The organism is Bradyrhizobium sp. CB3481, from assembly GCF_029714305.1.
Lineage (GTDB): Bacteria > Pseudomonadota > Alphaproteobacteria > Rhizobiales > Xanthobacteraceae > Bradyrhizobium.
The window spans coordinates 2417478-2441772 of the sequence record NZ_CP121647.1; the positions used below are offsets into that span (position 1 = coordinate 2417478).

Here is a 24295-nt window from a genome sequence, read left to right on the forward strand (position 1 = left end):
GCCTAGTGCGCAATTGCGCACGGGGGGCGGGGATCCAGTACGCCGCGGCTTCTCGGTTCAATCACTGCTGTCTCTGGAATACTGGGTCACCCGCCTGCGCGGGTGACGACAGCTGAGTATGACTTTGCGATCTCGCGACATGTTTTGCCCGAGGTTTGCATCTTCTGTTGCCCCCATCGAAAATGAGGGCGCAGGGAAGACCGGGTGCGCGCCGCACCCGCGGTCTCGCGTGCTGTTTGCGCATAGGCAAAAGCTGCACACGAGCATACAGGTTCGGCGGAAGCATCCCGGCCTTCCCTGCGCAATGGCTTTACGGCTTACTTCGCGCTCTTCCCGGAGAACGGCTCTTTTGCCTCCGTCGCCCGCAAGCAGCTTTCGCCTTTCGCGGGCTTAACGCCAGCACCACGGCGCCAGAACCACACGACTTTACCGTACGCCTCGGCCATACTCGTCAGTTACGGCATCGGCGTCCATCGCATCTCGCCGCGCGTCAGTGACGATGGCCAACGCCCCTCATCCCGCGGTGAGACGGCGGTATTTATGCGGCTGATTTGGGGGAAAACGGAAGCGGAATATTTCTGATTCTCAGAAATTACTGACTTGACGCCACTTCCGAAAATCAGAAGTGATTTGCCCGTCGGGCAGTCGCAGACGAGATGGCACATGCCAGACCTCATCCTGAGGAGGCGCGAAGCGCCGTCTCGAAGGATGAATGGCACCAGCCGGGCCACATGGTTCGAGACGCGCGAAGACGCGCTCCTCACCATGAGGGTTGAGAAATTGCAGCACGTCGCATGCGCTCCTTTGCCCACCGTACGCGTGTCCTCAACCTGGCAGCAGCCGCTTTGGCAGGCCGAAGGCGAGGCGATAGAGCGGCAGGGCGTCGACCGCAGCGTGATGCTCGGCGGGAAGCATGCTGCGCAGACGATGCAGCGCGGCGCGGACGGCGGCTTCGTCGAGGCCCTCGATCAGCAGCAGGGCAGCGAAGGTGTCATCCCTGGTTCGCATGCCTTTCTCGCTGGTCTTGATCGAGGTCTGCGCGACGTCGGTGAGCAGGAGCCGCGCGGCGATGATCCGGTCGAGGCCGGCCAGCTCGGTGACGAGCATGGCGGCGTCACAGGAAGGAACGACGTCGAGACGCAAGGGCGCGACGATGCCGCCCTGGCCGATGCCGACTGAAGCTGCAACGCGGCCGCCACCGCGCGCAAAGTTGCCGAGCCGGGGCATGATACGCTGCGACCATGGCGTCGGCGCGTTCAGCCGCGCCAGATAGTCGGCGCCGCCGACGACGCGTTCATCCTCGAGCTCGTAGAGGATGAAGTAGCGGTTCACCGACGCGCCAAGCGCACGGAAGATGCGGCAGGCCAGAAATCCCTCGATGCCGACGCGCTCGGCGGCGTGTTCGCGCGTGATCCAGTGTGCCCAGTCGGTTTCGTCCTGCGGGGCGAGATCGCTCCAGATCGCGAGATAGCCGGCTCCCTGCATGTCAGCCTCCATCCGTCATTTCGGGCCGACACGCACCGGTGGCGGCAGCGCGGCGGGCAACTGGCCGGCGGCCTGCAACGCCGCCTGCATGGCGACGATGTAGCCATAGGGGCCGAGGCCGGCGATGACGCCCTTGACCGTGGCCGAAAGCTTGGAGTGGCGATGCAGCTCGTCGCGGGCGTGGATGTTGGAAATGTGCACCTCGTAGATCGGTCCCTCGAAGATCTTCATGGCGTCGAACATCGCGATCGAGGTGAAAGAGTAGGCGGCGGGATTGATGATGAGGGCGTCCGCCAAGGTGCGCGCGGACTGGATCAGGTCGACCAGCACGCCCTCGTGGTTCGACTGGTGGAACGCCAGCTCGGCGCCGGCGAAGGCGGCGAACTCCTCGCAAGACGCCTTGATGGCGTCGAGCGTGGTCGAGCCGTAGATGTGCGGCTCGCGGATGCCGAGCATGTTCAGGTTCGGGCCATTGAGGATCATGATGCGCATGGCGTGCCTTTCATTGCGGAAATGAAAGGCCAGTGTAGCCGATCCGGGCCACGTGTCAGCCGGCCACTACTTCACCGGCTGGGTGACAACGTCGCATGCGCTCGCGAGGGTGGTCCTGTGAAGCAGGGTGTCGCTGTCACCGCGCCATTGAGAAGCCTACACCACCTTGCGCTGGCGCAGCTCTGCGATCTCGTCCTTAGCGAAGCCGAATTCGGCGAGCACCTCCTCGGTCTGCTCACCAAATTCGGGCGGGCGTGCGGCCATCTTGCTCGGCGTGCGCGACAGCGTGACCGGCTGGCCGACGAGCTGGATGTGGCGGTTCTCGTCGTTCGGCACGTGCTGGGCGATGCCGAGATGCCTGACCTGGGCGTCCTCGAACATCTGGTCGATGGAATAGATCGGACCGCAGGGCACGCCGGCTGCGTTCAGCTCGTTGACCCAGGTCTCCGTCGATTTTTTCTCGGTGAGCTTGCCGATCACCGCATTGAGTGCGTCGCGGTTCTTCGAGCGCGCAGGCGCGGTGGCGTAGTCGGGGTTGGTGATCAGCTCGGGCGCGCCGATCGCCTGGGCGCAGCGTTCCCAGATCCGGCCGCCCGTGGTGGCGATGTTGATATAGCCGTCGGAGGTCTTGAACACGCCGGTCGGGATCGAGGTCGGATGGTTGTTGCCGGCCTGCTTGGCAACGTCCTTTTCCATCAGCCAGCGCGCGGCCTGGAAATCCAGCATGAAGATCTGGGCCTGCAGCAGCGAGGTCTGCACCCACTGGCCTTCGCCGGAGACGTCACGCTCCAATAGGGCGGTGAGGATGCCGAGGGCGCAGAACAACCCGGCGGTGAGATCGGCGACGGGGATGCCGACCCGCATCGGACCCTCGCCGGGCGCGCCGGTGATCGACATCAGCCCGCCCATGCCTTGCGCGATCTGATCGAAGCCCGGCCGCTTGTGGTAGGGGCCGTCCTGGCCGAAGCCGGAGATGCTGCCATAGACGATGCGTGGGTTGATCTGGCGCAGGCTGTCATAGTCGATGCCGAGTTTTGCCTTCACGTCGGGCCGGAAATTTTCGACCACGACGTCCGCCTGGGCGGCGAGGCGCTTGAATACCTCGAGGCCCCTGGGGTCCTTCAGGTTCAGCGTCATGGCCCGCTTGTTGCGGTGCAAATTCTGGAAATCCGAGCCATGGCGCGGGCCGCCCGGCTGCTCGCCGCCGCCATCCTCGAGCAGCGCGTCGACCTTGATGACGTTGGCCCCCCAGTCCGCCAGCTGCCGGACGCAGGTGGGCCCCGACCGAACGCGGGTCAGATCGAGCACGGTGAAACGGGACAGGGCCTGCGAGGCGCGGTGGGAGGGCATCAAGAAGTCTCCAGCCAACAATTGGTCAGAGTCAAACTATCCGCGAAATACATGGGCTTGTCATGCCGTCATCGCGGATGGTGTCCGTGCCGGGATGCATGGCATGTCGTGGCTAGCGCGATAGCGACCGCAAATCGGCTCGCGCTTTCGCCGCGAGAGGGTCGTCGGGGTGCCTGGCGATGAAGAGCTCCAGCGACTGAACCGTGTTCTGTCGCCGCGCCATTTGATATTCTTCCTCCACCGCCAGCTTGGGATCGCGGGCGGGCGGCATGGGTTTTGCGGCAGCCGTGCCAGGTTTTGCATCCGACGCGATGGCTTTGGCCATGGACAAATGACCCTTCTGAAGCAACCGATCCGGCTCCGGCAGGAAGACTGCCACGATCGGTAAAGAGATCGTAAACGCTAAAGAAATCGTAAACGCTTTTGCCGTAGCGTTCACGCGGAACACGCTTGGCATTGTTGAACCCACGCTGTTCTCTGGGCAGTTCCGGTCACCGGAACCTCGCCCCAAACAATTTTAGCATAGCATTGTAACTTGATCGAAACCCGAATTGCCTGGAAATGAGGCGCCAGACGAATCAGGTAACTAGGATCTCCCGGAGATAGACTTGGCCACGGCTGTAGGGGTTACCCAAACCAACAACTCGGAAATCGATGGTCTGCTGGGCGGCACGAAATGGTCCGGCACGATCTCCTATGGCTTTCCAGATTCCCCGAGCGATTACCCCGCCAACTATTACGGCAACGGCGAGCCGACGACCTCAGGTTTTGCGTCGGCACCGGCTGCGATGCAGCAAGCCATCATTTACGCCATTTCGCTGATCGCCGGCTACACCAATGCCAGTTTTCAGTACACAGGAACGAACGGAGCGGATATTGCGATCGCCCAGTCGCCAGCCGCCAATCCGACATCCTACGCCTATTACCCCGCTAATGTGCCGGCTGGTGGCGATATCTGGTTCGGGACCCAATACAACTACTCCCTTGCGGCGCTAGGAAATTACTATTTCGCCACGGCGCTGCATGAGCTCGGCCACGCTCTCGGCCTCAAGCACAGCCAGGAAACCGGCGGTGTCGCCAACGTCGCGGTGCCGGCGGCGCACGACAATTCCGAATATACCGTCATGAGCTATCGCAGCTATGCCGGTGCGCCGCTCACGGGATACACGGCCGAATCCTACGGCTTCTCGCAGACCTACATGGCCAACGATATCCTGGCCCTGCAAACGCTTTACGGCGCGAACTTCTCGACCCATAGCGAGAACACCGTCTACTCCTGGAGCGCGACGACCGGGCAGATGTTCATCAACGGCGTTGCCCAGCTCGCGCCAGGCAATGGTATCGGCGGCTCGGCGAACCGCGTGTTCGAGACCATCTGGGACGGTAACGGCGTCGATACCTACGACCTGTCGAACTACACGACGGCCGTAACGATCAATCTCAATCCCGGTGCATCCTCGATCACGTCGAGCACGCAGCTCGCCTATCTCGGAAACGGCCACTATGCGGCCGGGAATATCTACAACGCCTATTTGTTCAACGGCGATGTGCGATCCTATATCGACAATGCCATTGGTGGTTCGGGAAACGACACCATCACCGGCAATGCGATCGCCAATACGTTGAATGGCGGCAGCGGCAACGATACGCTGAACGGCGGCGACGGAAACGATAGGCTGATCGGCGGCTCCGGCACCGACACGCTGACCGGCGGTGCCGGCGCCGACACATTCGTGTTTGCCTTCGGCGAGAGTTCGGCCGCGAGCGGCCAGCATGACCGCATCACGGATTTCGTTTCGGGCCTGGACCACATCGATCTCAGCGGCATCGACGCGATCAGCGGGACGGGAGCCTATGACCTGTTCAGCTTCATTGGCGCTTCGGCCTTCAGCGGCTCCGCCGGACAGCTCAACTACTTCTATAACAGCGCGCTCGGCGTCACCACGCTGCAGGGCGACACCAATGGCGACGGGATCGCGGACTTCGCGATCGACATTGCCGGGAATGTCTTATTCAATGTGACTGATTTTGTGAGCGTATACGCTGGTCCAATCGTGATCGAGACGGTTGGCGCGACCAAGCTGGTGCAGGCCGGTGTCAACTATGAACTTGATCCGATGGCGGGTGGCTCGGGGCCGTTGCTGAAAACGGGCGGCGCCGTGGTGATGTCCGGTCAATTTGGCGGATGGACGCCGATTGGTGCGGAGCAGTCGGGAAGCGGCTATCTGGTCGCGTGGAAGTTCACTGGCATGGACCAGTATCTAGTGTGGGCAACGGACAGCAACGGCAACTGGACCAACAGCCCCATTGGCTCTGCGGTGTCCGGGAGCAATGCGACGCTGCAGTCGCTGGAAACCAGCTTTCATCAGGACTTGAATGGCGACGGCACGATCGGAGTCCCGACTACCGTGATCGAGACGGTTGGCGCGACCAAGCTGGTGCAGGCCGGTGTCAACTATGAACTTGATCCGATGGCGGGTGGCTCGGGGCCGTTGCTGAAAACGGGCGGCGCCGTGGTGATATCCGGTCAATTTGGCGGATGGACGCCGATTGGTGCGGAGCAGTCGGGAAGCGGCTATCTGGTCGCATGGAAGTTCACTGGCATGGACCAGTATCTAGTGTGGGCAACGGACAGCAACGGCAACTGGACCAACAGCCCCATTGGCTCTGCGGTGTCCGGGAGCAATGCGACGCTGCAGTCGCTGGAAACCAGCTTTCATCAGGACTTGAATGGCGACGGCACGATCGGAGTCCCGACTACGGTGATCGAGACGGTTGGCGCGACCAAGCTGGTGCAGGCCGGTGTCAACTATGAACTTGATCCGATGGCGGGTGGCTCGGGGCCGTTGCTGAAAACGGGCGGCGCCGTGGTGATATCCGGTCAATTTGGCGGATGGACGCCGATTGGTGCGGAGCAGTCGGGAAGCGGCTATCTGGTCGCATGGAAGTTCACTGGCATGGACCAGTATCTAGTGTGGGCAACGGACAGCAACGGCAACTGGACCAACAGCCCCATTGGCTCTGCGGTGTCCGGGAGCAATGCGACGCTGCAGTCGCTGGAAACCAACTTTCATCAGGACTTGAATGGCGACGGCACGATCGGAGTCCCGACTACCGTAATCGAGACGGTTGGCGCAACCAAGCTGGTGCAGGCCGGTGTCAACTATGAACTTGATCCGATGGCGGGTGGCTCGGGGCCGTTGCTGAAAACGGGCGGCGCCCTGGTGATGTCCGGTCAATTTGGCGGATGGACGCCGATTGGTGCGGAGCAGTCGGGAAGCGGCTATCTGGTCGCATGGAAGTTCACTGGCATGGACCAGTATCTAGTTTGGGCAACGGACAGCAACGGCAACTGGACCAACAGCCCGATTGGCTCTGCGGTGTCCGGGAGCAATGCGACGCTGCAGTCGCTGGAAACCAGCTTCCATCAGGACTTGAATGGCGACGGCACGATAGGAACCGCGGCGGCGAGCTTGCAAGCGGAGACCGTTCCGAACTTATTCGCGATGACATCATTAACAGCCGACGCTTTCATTTTGCGCACAGACCTGGCCGATCCATACAATGCAAAGGATCTCGGCATTCCCGATACGTTCCGTACAGGTGACCGCCAGTTTGTGGACGTCCATCATTCGGTACTTGAGGAACTTCACGGCTCGACCGAAGCTGCCCACGAGCATTCCGCCAATACGCAAATCCTTGCAGACATCCAGTGGATCACCTCCACGACGAGCTACTTGTTCGATCACTGACCGCGCCCTGCAGAACCTTCAATTCGGGTCGGCGGGACCTCGAACGGCAGAGCGAGGAATATCAACAGTTCGGGAGAGGCCGCAACGTTGAATGCGCCCTTGAGATCGACGAAGGTTGACGTTCATTGGATGAGCGAGCTAAGACGAAATGGAGTACTCGGGGTGCTCCCGTAAACGTCGACCCAAACCCAATCCTAGATAGGCCAGTCAATACGTGTGCGGCATATTCGGTCTTGTCACAAAGAACGGGCCCGTTGATGCTGATCAAGTCGATCAACTAACGGATCTTGTCGCCCACCGTGGACCGGATGGGCGTGGCGTGAGGGTCAACGGAAATGTCGGGTTAGGACACCGGCGATTGGCGATCATCGACCTCACCGATGATGGCGCCCAGCCGATGCGAGACCGGCAGCATCCGATCTGGATCACCTACAATGGTGAGATCTACAACTATCTTGAGCTCCGCGCGGAGCTTGAGGCGCTTGGACAGGTCTTTCATACAGCCTCCGACACCGAGGTTTTGCTGGCGTCCTATATCCGCTGGGGAGAACGGTGCCTCGAGCGCTTCAACGGCATGTGGTCGTTTGCGATTCATGATGAACGCGACAACACGTTGTTTTGCGCCCGCGACCGCTTCGGGGTGAAGCCGTTCTACTATGTGAATTCGGCGACGGGGTTCGCATTCGGATCGGAAATTCGGCAGCTTCTCCCCTTGATCGGGCGCCACGTCGCGGATGACGATCTGGTCAGGGATTTTCTCGTCTGCGGTCTGACCGATCATACCAATCGCACTTTCTTCACGGGCATCGAAAAGCTGCCGCCCGGACACCGAATGCGTGTCGATGTGTCCACGGGGCGGATTGAGATTGGACGCTATTATTCGCTGACCGCTGGGCTGAGGATGGCCGAGGAGAATGTTGCGGCTCAATCGCTGCGAGATCTGCTTGATGACGCGACCCGGTTGCGCTTGCGTTCGGACGTCCGGGTCGGAACCTGCCTGTCGGGTGGATTAGACAGTTCGAGCGTTGCTGCCCTGGCGGCAAGACGGTATTCATTGGCCTCCAACGAATGCTTTTTTGCCATCACTGCGGTGAGCGAACAGGCGACGAACAACGAAGAGGCCTACGCAGCGGAGGTTGTAGCAAAATCACAACTGAACTGGTTGCGCACCAAGCCAACATATGAAGATTTTGCATCGACTGCGGAAACATTGCTCGAAGTCCAGGAAGAACCATTCGCCGGCCCTTCGATCATGATGCAATATGAAGTTATGAAAACCGCACGATCGAATGGTGTGATCGTGCTTCTCGACGGCCAGGGCGGTGATGAAACGTTGCTGGGCTATCATCGGTATTACGCCGCCTGGCTACTTGACCATTTTCATCGTGCAGGCGTAGGCGGATTCTGCTCTGCTTTCAGTGAGGCCACGAAGGCGGGCATTTCGCCGCTGCGAATGCTGATGTACCTGTGTGGGGCAAGCTCAGCGGCGCTGCGGGCAGCCTTCTATCGCTGGCGGTACACTTTCTTGAAGAGGCCGGATCTGCCGGAATCTCTGCGCCGCTTCGCGCGGAAGACCAGCGACGCACGGGAAATGCAGGTTCTGGAGATTACAGAGACCAATTTGCCGATGCTGTTGCGTTTCGAGGACAAGAATTCAATGCGCTTTGGGATCGAAACGCGCTTGCCATTTCTGGATTACCGCTTTGTTGAATTTGCTCTGGCTCTGCCGACGTCCATAAAATTGAATAAGGGCTGGGCCAAGTGGCCGCTTCGCGACGCGATGCAGGACTTTCTGCCGGCCAGCATCACCTGGCGAAAGGACAAGATCGGATTTGCCGCGCCCGACCAACTTTGGCTCAGCCGCCATTCCCCTGTGATGTACGACAAGGTGATTGGCAGTGCACTGCTTGCTCGCTACGTCGACATGGGCGCAGTTCGGAAGAAATTCCACCAGCTCGACCTCGGAATGCGTTGGCGGCTCTATTGTGTTGCGCTCTGGGGTGAGCGCTTCCGGGTTGAGGTCCCATGAAGATATGCATGCTGTCCAGCGTTCATTCGGCTAATGACATTCGAATTTTCGAAAAAGAAGCGCGAAGCCTTTCCAAGGCCGGCCACAACGTGACCGTCGTGGCGCGGCCGCCTCGCGCCGGCGATGCAGGTAGCATCGAATTCAAGCTAATCGATCTGCCGGCAGTTGCGCGGTGGAAGCGGCCGTGGGTCATTGGGCGAGCTGCGACGCTGCTTGCCCGTGCGACCGGCGCAGATGTTGTGCAGTTTCACGACCCGGAATTGATACCCTTCGCACTGTGGCTCAGGGGGCGGGGTTTCAAGGTGATCTACGACGTCCATGAGGACGTGCCAGCGGACATTTACTCGAAGAAATGGATTCCCCGATGGATGCAGCCGCTCGTATCGCTTGGTGTGGAATTGGTGGAGCGAAGCACCGCGCGCCGTTTTGACGCGATTGTCGCGGCGACGCCAACTATAGCAAAGCGCTTTCGCGACTTCGGTGCCGCGGTGACGCTCGTTCGAAACAGCGTGCGGCTCGAGGAATTCGTCGAGCCTACCGACAACACGCCGCGAAAGAGACAGGCCGTCTATATCGGGCATGTAAGCTTCAACCGTGGGCTCGTCGAGATGGTTGAGGCATGTGAAGCCGCGGGACTGCCGCTTGTCCTGGCCGGCAGTATTGGCGCGATCGAAGCCGACTGGCTGAGAACTGCATCCGCTATGATCATCCATCGCGGAAAACTGGGCCGATCAGAGATCGCTGCTTTGCTCAATGAGAGCCTGATCGGACTTTGTCTCTTCCAGCACGAGCCAAATCACCTCTTCGCGATGCCGACCAAGATCTTCGAATATATGGCTGCGGGGCTGCCGGTCGTTACCAGCGACTTGCCGAGATCGACGGAAATCGTCGAAGCGGCCGGCTGCGGCTTTTCTGTGTCACTGGATGACAAGAAGGGGCTGGTGGAGTTGTTGTCCTTGCTCGCGGACGAACCTCGGCGCGCGATCGAGTTGGGATTGGCGGGCCGGACCGCGGTTGCCAGGGACTACAACTGGCAACATGACGCGGCGGAGCTCAACAATCTCTATGGAAGGCTGTCTTCGGTCGGTGCGCCTGCATGAATATCTGGCTTGTGCATCCGTTTGCGGGAGGACCGGATTTAGGGCGTCACTGGCGGCCATTTTGGTTGGCAGATGCCTGGCAGAGGATGGGGCATCGGACGTTGGTCGTGAGTGCCGGGTTTCATCATCTTCACAGGGAGCCCCGGGCGCCGGGTCCGCAGCGCATCAATGGGGTTGACTTCTGGTTCCTCGATACGCCGCGTTACGGTAAGGGCAGCCTGGATCGACTCCGGAACAATCTGAGTTTCGGGCCGCTCCTTCGCTCGGGTTCAACTGCGATAGCCAAGCAGTTTGGTGCGCCGGACCTCATGATCGCTTCAAGCCCACACCTGTTCTTCATATCGGCGGCACATCGCGTCGCGCGCCGGTTCGATGCCAAGTTCTGGGTCGAGATTCGTGATCTCTGGCCGGAGAGCATCGTAGCACTTGGGATGACCCCGGCATGGCATCCCTTGATCAAGTTGCTCCGCCGGAAGGAACGGTACGCCTATCGTGCGGCCGACCGTGTTGTCTGCCTGCTAGCCGGCGCGGAGAACCATATGCGGGCGTGCGGCTTGCCCGCAGGCAGGTTCATGTGGATTCCCAATGGAGTGTCCGAGGGCGAAATCCGCAATGCCCTTACGATCGAAAGTCTGAGCCACCCGCTCATCGACCGCATCAATTTGATGAAGCAACAGGGCAGGCGCGTCGTTCTTTATGCCGGGGGTATGGGGCCCCCTAATGCGATGGAGGTCATTCTCGACGCTGCGGCGGCGCTCGGCAGGACAAATCCCGAGATTTATTTCATCCTGATTGGCTCGGGCACCTCACGCGCCGAGCTGGAGCAGCGTGCGACAGCGCTTGCGAATTTGGAATTCCAGGATGAAGTAGACCGATCGATCGTCCACGGCATGCTTCACGCCTCCGATTGCGCGGTGGTGTCCTTCCACAACAATGCGCTCTATCATCACGGCATTAGTCCGAACAAACTCTTCGACTACTGCCTCTTCGCGCCGCGTAGCCTTATCGCGTGCGAACGCAAGGCGCTTGCAGGGCTCGAAGATTTGGTGACCAGACGATGCGAGCCCGATGATGCTGCCGCGCTCGCCGCATCCCTGGTGGCAGCGCTTAATGACCTGCCGCGCTCGTCGAGCGAACGGATGGCCGTCGCGCAGCAGTACAGCTATTCAACTCTCGCGGCGCAATATCTGGCCGATTGCGCGATCGCCCCCGCGGTGTGACCATTACGTCACATCTCTGCTTGAAAATTTCAGATAAATCAATGTGTTGAAGTGTTCATAGCGTGAACATTTTGCTTGACGTTCATCATGTGAACGCGCTAGTGCCTCTGCAGCGGAGACAGACGGCATGGACAGGATTGTTCCGACGGATGAGAAGGAGAGCGACCGGCTTGTTCTTGGTCTGCTCACCTCCGTTGAGGCTGATGGCGCGCGGTCGCAACGGCGGATCGCGGCCGAGCTCGACGTGGCTCTTGGCCTCGTCAATGCTTATCTGAAGCGCGCCGTCAAGAAGGGGCTCGTCAAAGTTGGCCAAGCACCGGCGCGCCGATTTGCCTATTACCTGACGCCCCAGGGTTTTTCTGAGAAGTCACGACTGACCGTTCAGTTCCTGTCTTCCTCGTTTTCACTCTTCAGGAAGGCAAAGGAAGACTATTCCAACGTTTTCGATCGCGCGCAGGCGTTGGGCTTCAAGCGAGTCGTTCTGGCGGGGAAATCCGATCTGTGTGAAATCGCTATTCTATGTGCCGTAGATGGCCCGGTCTCGATCGTCGCTATTGTTGATCCGGATGAAGCCGCGTCGCGCTTCATTGGGATTGATGTGGTGGCGTCTTATGCAGAAGTCGCCGAGCCGTTTGACGCCATTGTCGTCACGCATCTGACCAAGGCCAAGGATGCGTTCGATCAAGCCACGAATGAATTTGGGGCGGAGAGAGTATTGGCACCCGACTTGTTGGGATTGCGTCCCTCGCACGTGCAGAGGGCTGGATGACGACAATACAGCCGCAATTTGGGTCAAGCTGGCATGTCGTGCAGACGCACATCAATGCGGAAGCAAAAGCCGTAATCAATCTGGGTCGGCAGGGATTTGATGTTTATCTCCCCCGCTACCTCAAGCGTCGCAGTCACGCTCGCAAGATTGATACAGTGGCGCGTCCCTTGTTTCCGCGTTATCTGTTTGTCGCCATCGATCTCGCGACGCAGAGATGGCGCGCCATACAATCGACGCTAGGCGTCTCCCATCTAGTGTGCTGGAACGGCCGGCCCGCCTCGGTGGAAGGCTGCGTGATTGGGGCGCTGAAAGCGCGTGAGGACGAAAACGGCTTCATCACGCTGGTGCGCCGGCATGCCTTCTCGCCTGGAGATAAGGTTCGGATTATCGAGGGCGCATTTATTGACAGTCTGGCGCTGGTAGAGGGCGTCAGCGATCGCGAGCGCGTCGCGGTGCTGCTCGATCTATTGGGACGCAAGGTGCGCGTGACTGTCGCGGCAGATCTGATCGCGGCGGCCTGATAGCGTCCGCTGCTGGCGGGCGTGGTAGTCAAAATTCGCTCGGGGATGGCTCGATTCACCCCGAGTGCGGTAGCTTGGAAAAATTGCACTCAGTCGGAGGAGTGAGAGGTCAGATGCATTCATTTGCGTTGATTGGAGCTGCCGGTTATGTCGCGCCGCGTCACATGCGGGCCATACACGCCGTGGGTGGCGACCTGAAGGTGGCTTACGACCCAAACGACTCGGTTGGCATCCTGGACAGCTATTTTCCCAATGCACACTTTTTTACCGAGTTCGAACGGTTTGACCGCCATGTTGACAAACTTCGGCGTCGTGGCGAGAAAATCGATTACGCGTCGATCTGCTCCCCCAACCATCTGCACGATGCGCATTGCCGTTTCGCTCTGCGTTCAGGAGCCGATGCCGTTTGCGAGAAGCCACTAGTCCTTAATCCTTGGAACATCGATGGGCTAGCCGAGATAGAGCAGGACACTGGCCGCCGCATTTCGACAATCCTGCAGCTGCGACTTCATCCCGCCATCATCGCCCTCCGAGAAAAGTTCGGGACCAGCAACAAGCGTCACAAGGTTGAGCTTACTTACATCACCTCGCGAGGTCGCTGGTATTATACGTCGTGGAAGGGCGAAGACGAAAAATCGGGAGGGGTGGCAACCAACATTGGCGTGCACTTCTTCGACATGCTGAGTTACGTCTTCGGCTCCGTCAAACGTAATGAGGCGCATCTTCGCGAGCGCGAACGCGCGGCCGGCTTTCTCGAATGTGCGCGTGCCGACATCAGCTGGTTTCTGTCCGTGGACAGCAACGATCTGCCGCCTGAGGTGCAAGGCAAGAAGACGACGTTCCGTTCGATCACCGTGGATGGTGAAGAGATCGAGTTCTCGGAGGGCTTCACGGACCTCCACACGCGAAGCTACGAGGAAATACTGGCGGGGCGGGGTTTTGGACTTGAGGATGTGAGGGCCTCGATCGAAATCGTGTCTGCTTTCCGGCAGGCGCCAATCACCGCCGGGCATGAATGGCGGCATCCCTCGGCACGCAGGACGTCATCCAAGTGACCGAGATGAGGGAAGACCCGAGATTTCCGGGCGCGCTGATCCATGTGTCCAGCTATGTGGATGATGGTGCGGTTGTTGGACGAGGCACAAAGATCTGGCACTTCTGTCACGTGCTTTCCGGTACCGTGATCGGGGAAAACTGTTCGATTGGACAGAATGTCATGATTGGACCGCGAGTGAAGGTCGGCAATGGCTGCAAGATCCAGAATAACGTTTCCCTCTACGACGGTGTGGAGCTCGCAGCCGATGTATTTTGCGGCCCAAGCTGCGTGTTCACCAACGTCAATAACCCGCGCGCCAATGTGTCCCGCAAGGACGAATTTCGCCGCACGCCCATCGGGCGCGGAGCCAGCATCGGTGCCAACGCCACCATCGTGTGCGGTCATTCGCTTGGCGAATATTGTTTCATTGGTGCCGGCGCAGTCGTAACAAAGGACGTACACGCGTTCTCCTTGATAATCGGCAATCCGGCGCGCCGGGTGGGCTGGATGAGTCGTGGTGGAGAGCGGCTCGGTAAAGATCTCGTATGTCCGCGGACCGGTGAACGGTATCGGGAGCTATCGCCCGATCAAATTGCGCTGGTCTAAGGGAGGCTCTGTCGGTGGATATTCGCGGCAAACGCTTGGTGGTGATCGGAGGCGCGGGCCTTATCGGCTCCCATGCGGTGGATCAGCTAGTCCAGCAGGATGTGGGCGAGATCGTGATTTACGACAACTTTGTGCGCGGCACGCACGAGAATCTGGCGGGCGCGATGCGGGATCCTCGCGTGAGGATATTCGAGGCAGGCGGTGATATCACGCAGATCGATATTCTAGATGCAGCGCTCAAGGACGCGGACGGCGTCTTCCAGTTCGCAGCGCTGTGGCTCCTGCAATGTCATGACTATCCACGGACGGCGTTCGATGTGAATGTTCGCGGCATGTTCAACGTGCTCGACAGTTGCGTCCGTAACGGTGTCAAGCGGCTGGTCTGGTCATCTTCTGCCTCTGTTTACGGCGACGCCATTGAGGAGCCGATGACGGAGGATCATCCCTTCAACAACAAGAACTTTTATGGCGCGACCAAAATTTGCGGCGAGGCCATGGCCCGTGCGTATCACTTCCGCTATGGGCTTGATTACGTCGGCTTGCGCTACATGAATGTTTACGGCCCACGTCAAGACTATCGTGGGGCGTATATTGCGGTCATCATGAAGATGCTGGATGCGATCGATCAAGGCGAGGGGCCCACCGTCTTCGGCGATGGTTCCGAGGCCTTTGATTTCGTGGCGGTCGAAGATTGCGCGCGCGCCAACCTCTGTGCCATGCGCGCGAAAACCACGGATCGCTTTTACAACGTCGGGACCGGTAAGCGCACCTCGCTTAACGAGGTTGCCGAGAAGCTCCTTAATTTGACGGGCTCAAACCAGCCAATTAAGTACGCTCCTCGTAGTCAGGCAACTCTCGTTCGCAACCGCATCGGTTCGCCGAGGCGGGCGGCCGACGAGATCGGGTTTTCAGCGCAGATCGAGCTAGACGATGGGCTGAAGCGGCTCATCGATTGGCGGCGTAATCACATGGACCGTCTTGCCAGCTTGCGGAGCCGTGCGGCAACATAGCGACAATATTGCGTGACTTCTTCGGGAAGCAGATGGCCGAGCCCCTCGCCGTGAAACTTCACGAGAACGGCCGACGCCGGCTAGATCGCATCAAGACACTGCCGTTGTGGTTTCGTGTTCGGTTCAAAGGGCTATTGGGCTCGATGCTGAAGTTTCGGCTTTTCCGGGTCGAGCGTGAAATCGGATTGGCGCGTGGTACCCTTAGCGGCGCGAGCAGCCTGGTGATCGCTCAGCGCCGGAATGAACTGCTAATTCATGTTGTGGATGAGGAAAGCGCGAGACTACACCTGACGTCAGGCGTCACCGTGAAGGAAGCGGTGGCGAACATCCGGCGCGGGGCAATCGAACAGGTCATTCTCATTGCAAGGGTCGACGGCCGGTTACAGCATTTTCAGCTGCCCAAGCTGCTCTGCGTATTTCGACGTCATCCCCGTCGTGCCGCCGCCTGGCTCGAGGGGACTGTTTGCAACAGGACGAATGAAGCGGGCGAGGCAGCTGACCTGTTTGCAACGATCCGCTCGATTCGCGCCAACGAGCCGCTCATCGATTTTTTGGGGGGAGGGCAGCTTCCCTTCGAAATAAAGGAACTCATGCCGAGCTATCTTTGGGCGGAGCCCAAAAAGCGATCGGCAGTTCTGCTCAACAATTGCTACTACTACTACGAGGTGCTTGCAGCCGCCTTGCGGCGCCGGGGCTGGGAGGTGCGTACCGCTTCCTTCGAGCCTCCTGATAGCCCGTCACGGAAACTCTACTGGAATCGAGAGGAGATCATCTACGATCCCGACCCGATAGCAAACCGTCGCAAGGCTGCTGAATTTTTCCACTCCGTGGTCGAGCGGTTTGGGGCTATTCAACTTTATGGCCAGTTCCAGATGAGTTGCTTCCGGGAGAACTGGTCTTTCGGCGGAAGCAAGAGCGTCCCTTGGGACTTCCTCGAGATGCGTCGCAGAGGAATAGTCGTCGGATACACGCCAAACGGCTGCCTGGACGGCGCGCGCCAATCATCCATTCGTCGAGTTTCGGGCGATATGTGCAGTCGCTGCGTATTGGAGGACCAACCGTCAGTTTGTTCGGACGAACTCAATGGCGATTGGGCCAAACAATTGGATCTGATGTGTGATTGGGTCGGCTTGGAGAATGACTATGCCGTCGATGAACGGGCGGGACCCCGGTATGTGCGCCGTCCGATAGTGACTGGGCTCGATCCTTCTATCTGGACGCCTGAATTGACCGTTCCAAGAGAATACGTGATCGACCGGCGGCCGGATGAAATTCTCGTTTACCATGCGTTTGCGAACAGGCGCACGCGTCAGGCGGATGGGCGAGATTCGAAGGGTTCCGCTGTTGTTGTCGCAGCTATCGAGCGTCTTCAGCGCGAGGGAGTTCCCATAAAGCTGTTCTATGCGACAGACGTTCCGATAACTGAGGTGCGATTTTATCAGGTTCAGGCCGATATCGTTGTTGATCAACTCTACTACGGCCGCCTTGGCTCGAATGCGCGCGAGGCGCTGATGTTAGGCCGGCCACTTGTGACTCGACTTGAGACGGCGCAGGAGGGGCGCGCCGAGCCGCTGGATACGATGTCCACCGTTCCGGCGATTCCGGCAGATGAAGCGACGATCTATGACGTGCTTCGCCGATTGGTCCGCGAACGCGACACGCTTCACGAAATCGGAAAGCGATCACGGGAATATGCGCTCAAATGGCATTCCGATGACGTCTGCGCGGCTCGTTTCGAGAGGGTTGTTGACAGGGCTCGGGCCGGCCTTGCGGTCGATATCGACGAACATCCTGGCTTGTGATCGGCGGCAAAGGGGGTAACTGGTGGATAACGGGCAAAACAAGGCAGGTGTGGAAGCCTTTCTTCCAATTGCGAGACCGGCAACCGGTCCGGAAGAGATCGAGGCCGTTAGGAAGGTTCTCGAAAGTGGATGGCTCACCCAGGGCCCATTCGTGGCTGAGTTCGAAAAGGCGTTCGCTTCCCGACATGGTGTCAAGCATGCGTTCGCCGTGACCTCGTGTACGTCGGCGTTGCACCTTGCGCTTGTCGTGCTGGGCATCGGGCCGGGAGACGAGGTGCTGGTCCCCGCCTTCACCTGGGTTGCCACTGCCAACGTCGTTGTGCACTGCGGAGCAAAGCCGGTCTTCGTGGACATCAATCCCGGCAGTTTTAACCTGAATCCAGACGCGGTCAGTGCAGCTCTAACTGAGCGGACTAAGGCCGTGATAGCCGTGCACCTGTTCGGCCGGATAGCTCCCATGGACGAACTGCGCGCGATTCTTCCTGAGGGTATTCCGATTGTTGAGGACGCCGCTTGCGCGATCGGGGCTTCGTATAGCGGCCGGCCGGCTGGCTCGTTGGGAGAAATAGGCTGCTTTTCCCTGCACCCGCGCAAGGTCGTGACATGCGGGGAAGGGGGCGTGGTCACTACGAACGACGATGAACTTGCACAGCTCATCGATACCTATCGGAACCACGGCGCAAGCGTTTCCGAGGAAGTACGGCACCGTGGCGGCCGGCCCTGGGAGCTTCCCGCGTTCAAGGTGTTCGGATTCAATTATAGAATGACAGATATCCAGGCAGCTATTGCGCAGGTTCAGCTGCGCAAGCTGGACCGCTTCATCGATGAGAGGCGCCAACTTGCCGATCACTATGATGCCCGTCTTCAGTCGATCGATTGGATTAGGGCACCGGAGCGGCCGGATCATGCTGGACATTCGCTTCAGGCCTATGTCGCCACGATCGACCCTCTGCGTGCGCCTGTATCAAGAAATCGCGCTTTGGCAGTACTTCAGGAAAAGAAAATCGGCGCGCGTCCCGGAACCCACGCGGTTGTGGCGCTCGAAGCGTACCGGAGGGAGTTCGGGGTGGATCCGCAGCGCTTTCCCGGTGCTATGGCCGCGGAGGCCCAGTCCATTGCCTTGCCGCTTCATAATGAAATGGGGTGTGCTGATGTCGATCGGGTAGTGGAAGCGCTGGAGAAAGCTGAATGAACGCTGACCTCATTCAAAGGCTTTTCGGGCGACCACTACCTCTTGAGGGGGGCACGTTAGATTTGGGTCATCGGCAGCTGGTCATGCAGAATGGCATTCTTCGTGGCGGCGAAGTCGGGGATGCAGGCCAGGCCCAGACGGCCGAGACATTCGGGTTTAAGTGGGACCGGACCGAGAGCTATCAATCCGAGCATCTTAGGCAGAAGACCAAAACGTGGTTGATCGAGCGCTATGGAGACCTCCTGGAACAACTTGGCGCGAGAGATCACGCGCCGCTCTTGCTCGATGCAGGTTGCGGATCCGGCTTTACGGCAAGCTTGCTGTTCGGAGAGAGGCTTCGTGGTACGGCCTATGTGGGGGCCGATATTTCGACGGCCATCGAATTAGCCCGCGATACAATCCGAGGACTGGCCGGTGAAAGTCTGTTCCTCCAGTGCGACCTGATGGAACTGCCGTTTCCAAAGGAAAGCTTCGATCTCGTGTATTCGGAGGGGGTGTTACATCACACACCGTCGACCGAAGCTGCGATTCAGAAGACGGCCGCGCTAGTCCGGCCCGGTGGGCTCTATGCCATCTACGTCTATGCGCGAAAGGCACCGGTTCGAGAGTTCACCGACGATTACATTCGCTCCGTGTTGGTCAACATTCCTCCTCAGAAGGCCTGGGAGGAAATTCGTCCTCTTACACTGTTGGGCAAGACCCTTGGTGACCTCCACGTCAAGGTCGATGTTCCTCAGAATGTGGATCTGCTCGGAATCCCAAAGGGTGAAATCGATCTTCAGCGGTTGTTCTATTGGTATGTCTGCAAGATGTTCTACGATGAAAAGCTCACCCTTGAAGAGATGAATCACATCAACTTCGATTGGTTTGCGCCGCGCTATTCGCATCGACAGACCCCTGACCAGGTTCGCGCATGGTGCGAAAGCGCTGGTCTTCGCATCGAGCGTATGAAAGTTGAAGAGGCCGGCATCACCGTGGTCGCACGGCGGCCCGTGAACTAGTTCGGTAAATTTCCGATGTGCGGTATCGCTGGAATTTTGAACTTGGACGGCCGTCCCGTGGACAGGGCAGTAATCGGCGCCATGCGGGACGCGATCGCGCATAGAGGCCCAGACGGGGCAGGGCTCTTTCTCGACCGCTCGTTTGGCGTTGGGCACCGGCGCCTCGCGATCATTGACCTCCGGGACGTCGCGGGTCAGCCCATGAGTTCTCCCGATGGTCGATGGACAATCGCCTACAATGGAGAGATCTATAATTTCCGCGAACTTCGAGCCGATTTCGAAAAGAGAGGTTGGCAGTTTAGGACGCGTTCCGATACCGAAGTCCTTCTCGCGGGGATAGCGACAATTGGCGTGCAAGAGACCGCTCTCCGTCTTAATGGTATGGCGGCGTTCGCGGTCTGGGACCGACAAGAGAGGCGGTTGTTTCTTGTCCGGGATCGGTTCGGGACAAAGCCGCTCTATGTTTGGCGCAAGCCCGGCGTGCTGGCGTTTGCTTCGGAAATCAAGGCTTTCTGCCGTCATCCCGATTTCAGCGTGAGAGTCAACGCGGCTGCCTTACGCGAATATTTCACCTTCCAAAACCTGTTCCGGGATCACACCCTGTTCACTGGGGTGGAGCATGTTCCGCCGGCTTCGATTCTGATCGTCGACCGACATGGTGAGCGGATCGAGAGATACTGGGACTTCGATTTTTCAAACACCGTCGACGTGGACGAAGCCGAGAGCGTAACGGCGCTCAAGCGCTTGATGGGCGAGGCGGTCGAACGACAGCTCGTCTCCGACGTCCCCGTCGGGGCTTATTTGTCTGGCGGCATAGACTCCGGATCCATCGTCGCCCTTGCCGCCAATCAAATCCCGCGCTTGCAGACATTTACGGCGGGATTTGAGCTGTCAAAGACAGAAGGCATTGAAGCAAGCTTTGACGAGCGCCGTGCGGCAGAACTTATGGCGTACTCTTTCAAGACTGAGCACTATGAACAGGTCATAAATTCCGGCGATCTCCATTGGTCGCTAGCGCGCGTGGTCTGGCATCTCGAGGACCTGCGTCTGGGAATGAGCTACCCGAATTATTACATCGCTCGACTGGCTTCGAAGTTCGTCAAGGTTTGCCTATCGGGCGCAGGCGGCGACGAACTCTTCGGCGGCTATCCATGGCGCTACTATCGGGTTTTCCGGTCATTGGACAAACAGCATTTCCTGGAGAACTACTATCAGTTCTGGCAGCGGCTGACGACGGGGGAGGAACGGCGTGAGATGTTCGGCGCCGCTGCGGACGATGAAGGCGAGATGTTCGATGTGTTCTCGGGTGTATTCGCCAACACTGGCAACGTTGGCTTCGACACGCCTGAGCAACAAATCTCGGCCTCGCTATATTTCGAGTGCCGCACCTTTCTTACGGGTTTGCTAACGGTGGGAGATCGGCTCTCGATGGCCAATGGGCTCGAAGAGCGTTTTCCTTTTCTCGACAACGAGCTCGTCGATTTTGCCATGCGGCTGCCGATTCGACATAAGCTATCGGATCTGGAGCACATGCTCCAGATAGACGAGGATGCGTTGAAAAAGAAGCTCCTTGCCCAGGAGGCTTTCTCGAGCGGAAAGAGCTGCCTGCGGCAAGCCATGTCGCAGATCGTGCCAGCCGAAGTCATGGAACGCAGGAAGCAAGGCTTCTCGGCGCCCGAGGCCTCTTGGTATCGCGGCGAGAATGCTCAGTTTGTCCGCGAGATGCTGGAACCGCGCAAGCTGGCATGCACCGAATTCATCAATCCGAAGTTCATCGTCAGGACGGTGAATGAACACCTTTCCGGCAAATTCAATCATCGTCTATTGATCTGGTCGCTATTGTGTTTTGAGCAATGGTGCCGAACCTTCCTTGGCCTGCAGGAGGCTGCGGCTTGAGCGCCGAGGATTGCCAAGATGTGGTGGTGCGGGCGTTGGAAATGCCCGAGGACGCGGCCGCATATGCGCGCTTCCTGGAGCTCTCCGCTGCCGCAACTGTCTATCATTCGGCTCCCTATCGCGATCTCGTGCTCCGCTCCACCCAAGGCCGGGCGCGATATGGGTTGGCATGGCGCGGAACGGAAGTCATCGGGGCGTTACCGCTCATGGTCATGGATGGCCCACTTGGGCCGGTGGCGAACTCACTGCCGTTTTTCGGTAGTCACGGCGACCTGCTGACAGGCGACGCTGGTGCGGCCGCAGCTCTGCAGCAATGGTTTCGCAATCAGATGGAGCAGGACGACATGGCTGCTGCCACCATCATCTCCAACCCGTTCGACGCTGCACCGCAGGCGAACTGGCAAGATTCGACGCTCGTCGACGAGAGGATTGGCCAATGGACGCCGCTTACCGATGAAAGCGGGGAGCCACTCGACTTTCACAGCGCCATCGATGGCTCCGCGCGGCGAAACCTTGTCAAAGCGCAGGCCGAACGGGTTTCGGTTGAGGTCGACAACACCGCTTTGGACTTCCTGGCCGTGTGTCACAGGCAGAACATGGCCGAGATCGGCGGGCGAACCAAGCCGGCAGCGTTCTTCTCGGCGCTGCCGTCCGTCATGAATGCCGGGCGCGACTATCGCATTTATCTGGCGAAGCGTAACGGCAGTCCGATCGCCGCTCTCCTTGTATTCCTGTTCAAGCACTTCGTGGAATACATCATGCCGGTGACCGCACCGGGTAACCGAGAATACCAGCCGACCGCCGCTCTCATTTTCCGCGCGATGCAGGAATCGCAATCAGAGGGGCGCCGGATCTGGAATTGGGGTGGGACCTGGACCAGCCAAACGGGGGTCTACAGGTTCAAGAGAAAATGGGGCGCGACGGAGAAGCGATATGCCTATCACACATACGTCCGTGATAGCCGTGTACTCAGTCAATCCGCTGAGGCGCTGACCGCCGGCTACCCCTATTTTTTTGTGGTGCCCTTCTCAGGCTTGACGAAGGTTGGAGTGGTCGCATGACGGGCCATCGTTGGGCGTACCTATCCAGTGGACAGCGGACAGCCGTGTTGAAGCGGCTGATCTCGGAGGGCTACGATGTCTCCGGCGTTTACGTAACCGACCCCGAGCGCTGGCCGAAGGTCGCGTCGACCGTGAGCTACGCCAGAGAGGTCGGTCTGCCGGTTCGCATCCTTCGGCGCGAGGATCTTTTGACGCCTCCCGACGAATTGCGAGACGCCCAATGTCTTTCTGTAGGGTTTGGTTTCATCCTGCCCAAGGCATTCCTTGCACACGTCCGGATATGTCTGAATGTTCATGGAACGTTGCTGCCCAAATATCCCGGCGCGAGGTCGCTGAACTGGCTGCTTGCGAATGGCGAGCAAGATAGTGGCGTAACCGTGCACATTGTCGATGAGGGTGTCGACACAGGACCCATTGTCCTGCAGCGCGCATTCAGACTCTCAAATTTCGAGAGCTCTGCGAGTCTCTTGCGCAAAACGCTCGAGTTCGAGCCGGATGTTGTTGTTGACGCGCTGCGACGCTTTGAGCGAGAGGGACTGTCCTGCGCTGCTCCACAGTCTCCGCTCCAGGCCGCTCGTTTTCCGGACCGTGCGCCAACGCATTCTGAAATCGATCCGGAAAAGCCGCTTGCGGGCCTGTTCAATGAGATTCGGGCGGCGGATCCGGATCGCTTTCCGGCCTATTTTTACGTTGACGGCCAGAAGGTCTGTATCAGGCTGTGGCGGCCGGACAAGCCGGCGGACGAGTGGGATCTGATTTGAACTTCGGCTTCAGGCTTCGCCGAACAAGTGTGAACTAATACGAGAGAGGACCAGCGATGCGCAGCAATCGTGTATTCAATATGGTCAGGTCGCGATTATTTGGAACGGCGCCCAAGAGCGCCGCAACACCCGTGGCGGCTGAGGACAATGCCGCCGAGCAAGAGCGAGCGCGTCACGAAGCTTCGTTGAAAGCAACTTATTCGAATGGTTCCTTGCCAGGCAAGTTCTCGATCAATCTCGGGGCCGCTCCCTGCAACCATTCTTGCCGCTTTTGCCCGCAATCGGTTCACAAGCCGAGGCGAGCCTCCTGGCTCGATCTGGATTTGTTGCGCAAGGTCGCAAGTGAAATGCCGGAAGAGGGGATGGAAATCAATATTTCCTCGTACTCCGAAACCCTTGCCGCTCCGAACCTGCTTTCGGCCATCCGTTTGCTCAAGGAAGTTCGTCCAAAGCTCAGGATTGCCATGGCGACAAACGGTTCGCTGATGCGTGAAGATGTGGTCGTGGGCCTGATCGATGCGGGACTGGACCACTATTCGTACAGTTTTGATGCCCCGGACCGGCAATCCTACGAGCGGCTGATGCAAGTCGACCACTTCGACAGGGTTTGGAAGAATCTGGATCGCATTGTGGATTTGCGGAACGCGCGAAACTCGAAAATGCTCATTACGACGCACATCATGGGCTTCGAGGAGTTCCGGCAGTCATACGAGGAGTTCAAGGCCTACTGGGAGAAGCGGGTCAATTTGGTCTATTGGCGCGAGGTTGGAAACTGGGGCGGCGAAACCTGGGGGCTTGAGGAAAAGCTGGCGGAAGGAGGCTTCACCGTGCCGCGAGCTGCGCAAAAATTTCCGCGCGTGCCTTGCACGTCGATTTTCATGCACTTCAAGCTTCAGCACGACGGCCGATATGCACCCTGCGTGGCCGCCGTTCCAGATTACCTGCCGAGTGAAGAACGGCACAAGGTCGCCTACATCGGAGATGCCCGCGAGATCACGTTCATGGAAGCGTGGCAACGACTGAGCGACATGCGTCAGGCACATTTGCGCGGCGAGTGGGATCGCTATGAGTGTTGCAGCAGCTGCAATATCTGGGGCCTCTTTACGAACGGATGGGAGGATCGCGGAGTCAACCTTCCTGACAGACCGCGGTTTCACGTGCCCGGGATCGAGATCGCGCAGTAGTGCTGCTGGCAATTGATCGCGAGATGTC

20 protein-coding genes are annotated in these 24295 nt (G+C 59.0%); 16 read left to right on the top strand and 4 right to left on the bottom strand.

Features of this window, described 5'->3' with window-relative positions; all coding sequences use genetic code 11:
- Positions 1-825: 825 nt before the first annotated feature.
- The 4 genes from QA643_RS11655 to QA643_RS11670 form a co-directional block, all read right to left on the bottom strand.
- Positions 826-1485, bottom strand: coding sequence for a hypothetical protein (locus QA643_RS11655; protein ID WP_283033305.1), 660 nt, complete (start codon positions 1483-1485; stop codon positions 826-828).
- Between the two features lie 15 nt (positions 1486-1500).
- Positions 1501-1977, bottom strand: a complete 477-nt coding sequence (locus QA643_RS11660) for a type II 3-dehydroquinate dehydratase (protein WP_283033306.1) — start codon at positions 1975-1977, stop codon at positions 1501-1503.
- 156 nt (positions 1978-2133) lie between these two features.
- Positions 2134-3327: a CoA transferase gene (locus QA643_RS11665; RefSeq protein WP_283033307.1), complete on the bottom strand. Its 1194-nt coding sequence runs from the start codon at positions 3325-3327 to the stop codon at positions 2134-2136.
- Positions 3328-3439: 112 nt separating this feature from the next.
- Positions 3440-3784 carry a hypothetical protein gene (locus QA643_RS11670; protein ID WP_283033308.1) on the bottom strand — a complete coding sequence of 115 codons (345 nt, stop codon included), beginning with the start codon at positions 3782-3784 and terminating at the stop codon, positions 3440-3442.
- 151 nt (positions 3785-3935) lie between these two features.
- Between QA643_RS11670 and QA643_RS11675 the strand changes: the two genes are divergently transcribed.
- The 16 genes from QA643_RS11675 to QA643_RS11750 all read left to right on the top strand — a co-directional run bounded on the left by QA643_RS11675 (position 3936) and on the right by QA643_RS11750 (position 24267).
- Positions 3936-7079: a M10 family metallopeptidase C-terminal domain-containing protein gene (locus QA643_RS11675; RefSeq protein WP_283033309.1), complete on the top strand. Its 3144-nt coding sequence runs from the start codon at positions 3936-3938 to the stop codon at positions 7077-7079.
- Between the two features lie 214 nt (positions 7080-7293).
- Positions 7294-9108: an asparagine synthase (glutamine-hydrolyzing) gene (asnB, locus tag QA643_RS11680; RefSeq protein WP_283033310.1), complete on the top strand. Its 1815-nt coding sequence runs from the start codon at positions 7294-7296 to the stop codon at positions 9106-9108.
- 8 nt (positions 9109-9116) lie between these two features.
- Complete coding sequence (locus tag QA643_RS11685) at positions 9117-10208, top strand: glycosyltransferase (RefSeq protein WP_283033311.1); 1092 nt, start codon at positions 9117-9119, stop codon at positions 10206-10208.
- A complete protein-coding gene (locus QA643_RS11690) occupies positions 10205-11428 on the top strand; it encodes a glycosyltransferase family 4 protein (protein ID WP_283033312.1) in 1224 nt (407 codons plus the stop codon). The genes QA643_RS11685 and QA643_RS11690 overlap by 4 nt, the downstream gene beginning before the upstream one ends.
- A 127-nt stretch (positions 11429-11555) precedes the next feature.
- A complete protein-coding gene (locus QA643_RS11695; RefSeq protein ID WP_283033313.1) occupies positions 11556-12197 on the top strand; it encodes a winged helix-turn-helix transcriptional regulator in 642 nt (213 codons plus the stop codon).
- Positions 12194-12718, top strand: a complete 525-nt coding sequence (locus QA643_RS11700) for a transcriptional activator RfaH (protein WP_283033314.1) — start codon at positions 12194-12196, stop codon at positions 12716-12718. The genes QA643_RS11695 and QA643_RS11700 overlap by 4 nt, the downstream gene beginning before the upstream one ends.
- A 113-nt stretch (positions 12719-12831) precedes the next feature.
- Positions 12832-13773: a Gfo/Idh/MocA family oxidoreductase gene (locus tag QA643_RS11705; protein ID WP_283033315.1), complete on the top strand. Its 942-nt coding sequence runs from the start codon at positions 12832-12834 to the stop codon at positions 13771-13773.
- 5 nt (positions 13774-13778) lie between these two features.
- Entirely contained in the window at positions 13779-14360 is a 582-nt protein-coding gene (locus QA643_RS11710; RefSeq protein WP_283034776.1) for an acyltransferase, read from the top strand.
- A gap of 14 nt (positions 14361-14374) precedes the next feature.
- Entirely contained in the window at positions 14375-15370 is a 996-nt protein-coding gene (locus QA643_RS11715) for an NAD-dependent epimerase/dehydratase family protein (protein ID WP_283033316.1), read from the top strand.
- A gap of 32 nt (positions 15371-15402) precedes the next feature.
- Positions 15403-17172 (top strand): hypothetical protein, encoded by a 1770-nt coding sequence (locus tag QA643_RS11720; protein WP_283033317.1) that lies wholly within the window; start codon positions 15403-15405, stop codon positions 17170-17172.
- A 22-nt stretch (positions 17173-17194) separates the two neighbouring features.
- Positions 17195-18364 carry a DegT/DnrJ/EryC1/StrS family aminotransferase gene (locus QA643_RS11725; RefSeq protein WP_283033318.1) on the top strand — a complete coding sequence of 390 codons (1170 nt, stop codon included), beginning with the start codon at positions 17195-17197 and terminating at the stop codon, positions 18362-18364.
- Positions 18361-19365 carry a class I SAM-dependent methyltransferase gene (locus tag QA643_RS11730; protein ID WP_283033319.1) on the top strand — a complete coding sequence of 335 codons (1005 nt, stop codon included), beginning with the start codon at positions 18361-18363 and terminating at the stop codon, positions 19363-19365. The genes QA643_RS11725 and QA643_RS11730 overlap by 4 nt, the downstream gene beginning before the upstream one ends.
- Positions 19366-19407: 42 nt before the next feature.
- Positions 19408-21261, top strand: coding sequence for an asparagine synthase (glutamine-hydrolyzing) (gene asnB, locus QA643_RS11735; protein WP_283033320.1), 1854 nt, complete (start codon positions 19408-19410; stop codon positions 21259-21261).
- Positions 21258-22322 carry a GNAT family N-acetyltransferase gene (locus QA643_RS11740; RefSeq protein ID WP_283033321.1) on the top strand — a complete coding sequence of 355 codons (1065 nt, stop codon included), beginning with the start codon at positions 21258-21260 and terminating at the stop codon, positions 22320-22322. Before asnB (QA643_RS11735) ends, QA643_RS11740 begins: the two co-directional genes overlap by 4 nt.
- Before the next feature lie 47 nt (positions 22323-22369).
- A complete protein-coding gene (locus QA643_RS11745) occupies positions 22370-23083 on the top strand; it encodes a formyltransferase family protein (RefSeq protein ID WP_283033322.1) in 714 nt (237 codons plus the stop codon).
- A gap of 56 nt (positions 23084-23139) precedes the next feature.
- Positions 23140-24267: a radical SAM/SPASM domain-containing protein gene (locus QA643_RS11750; protein WP_283033323.1), complete on the top strand. Its 1128-nt coding sequence runs from the start codon at positions 23140-23142 to the stop codon at positions 24265-24267.
- Positions 24268-24295: the final 28 nt, after the last annotated feature.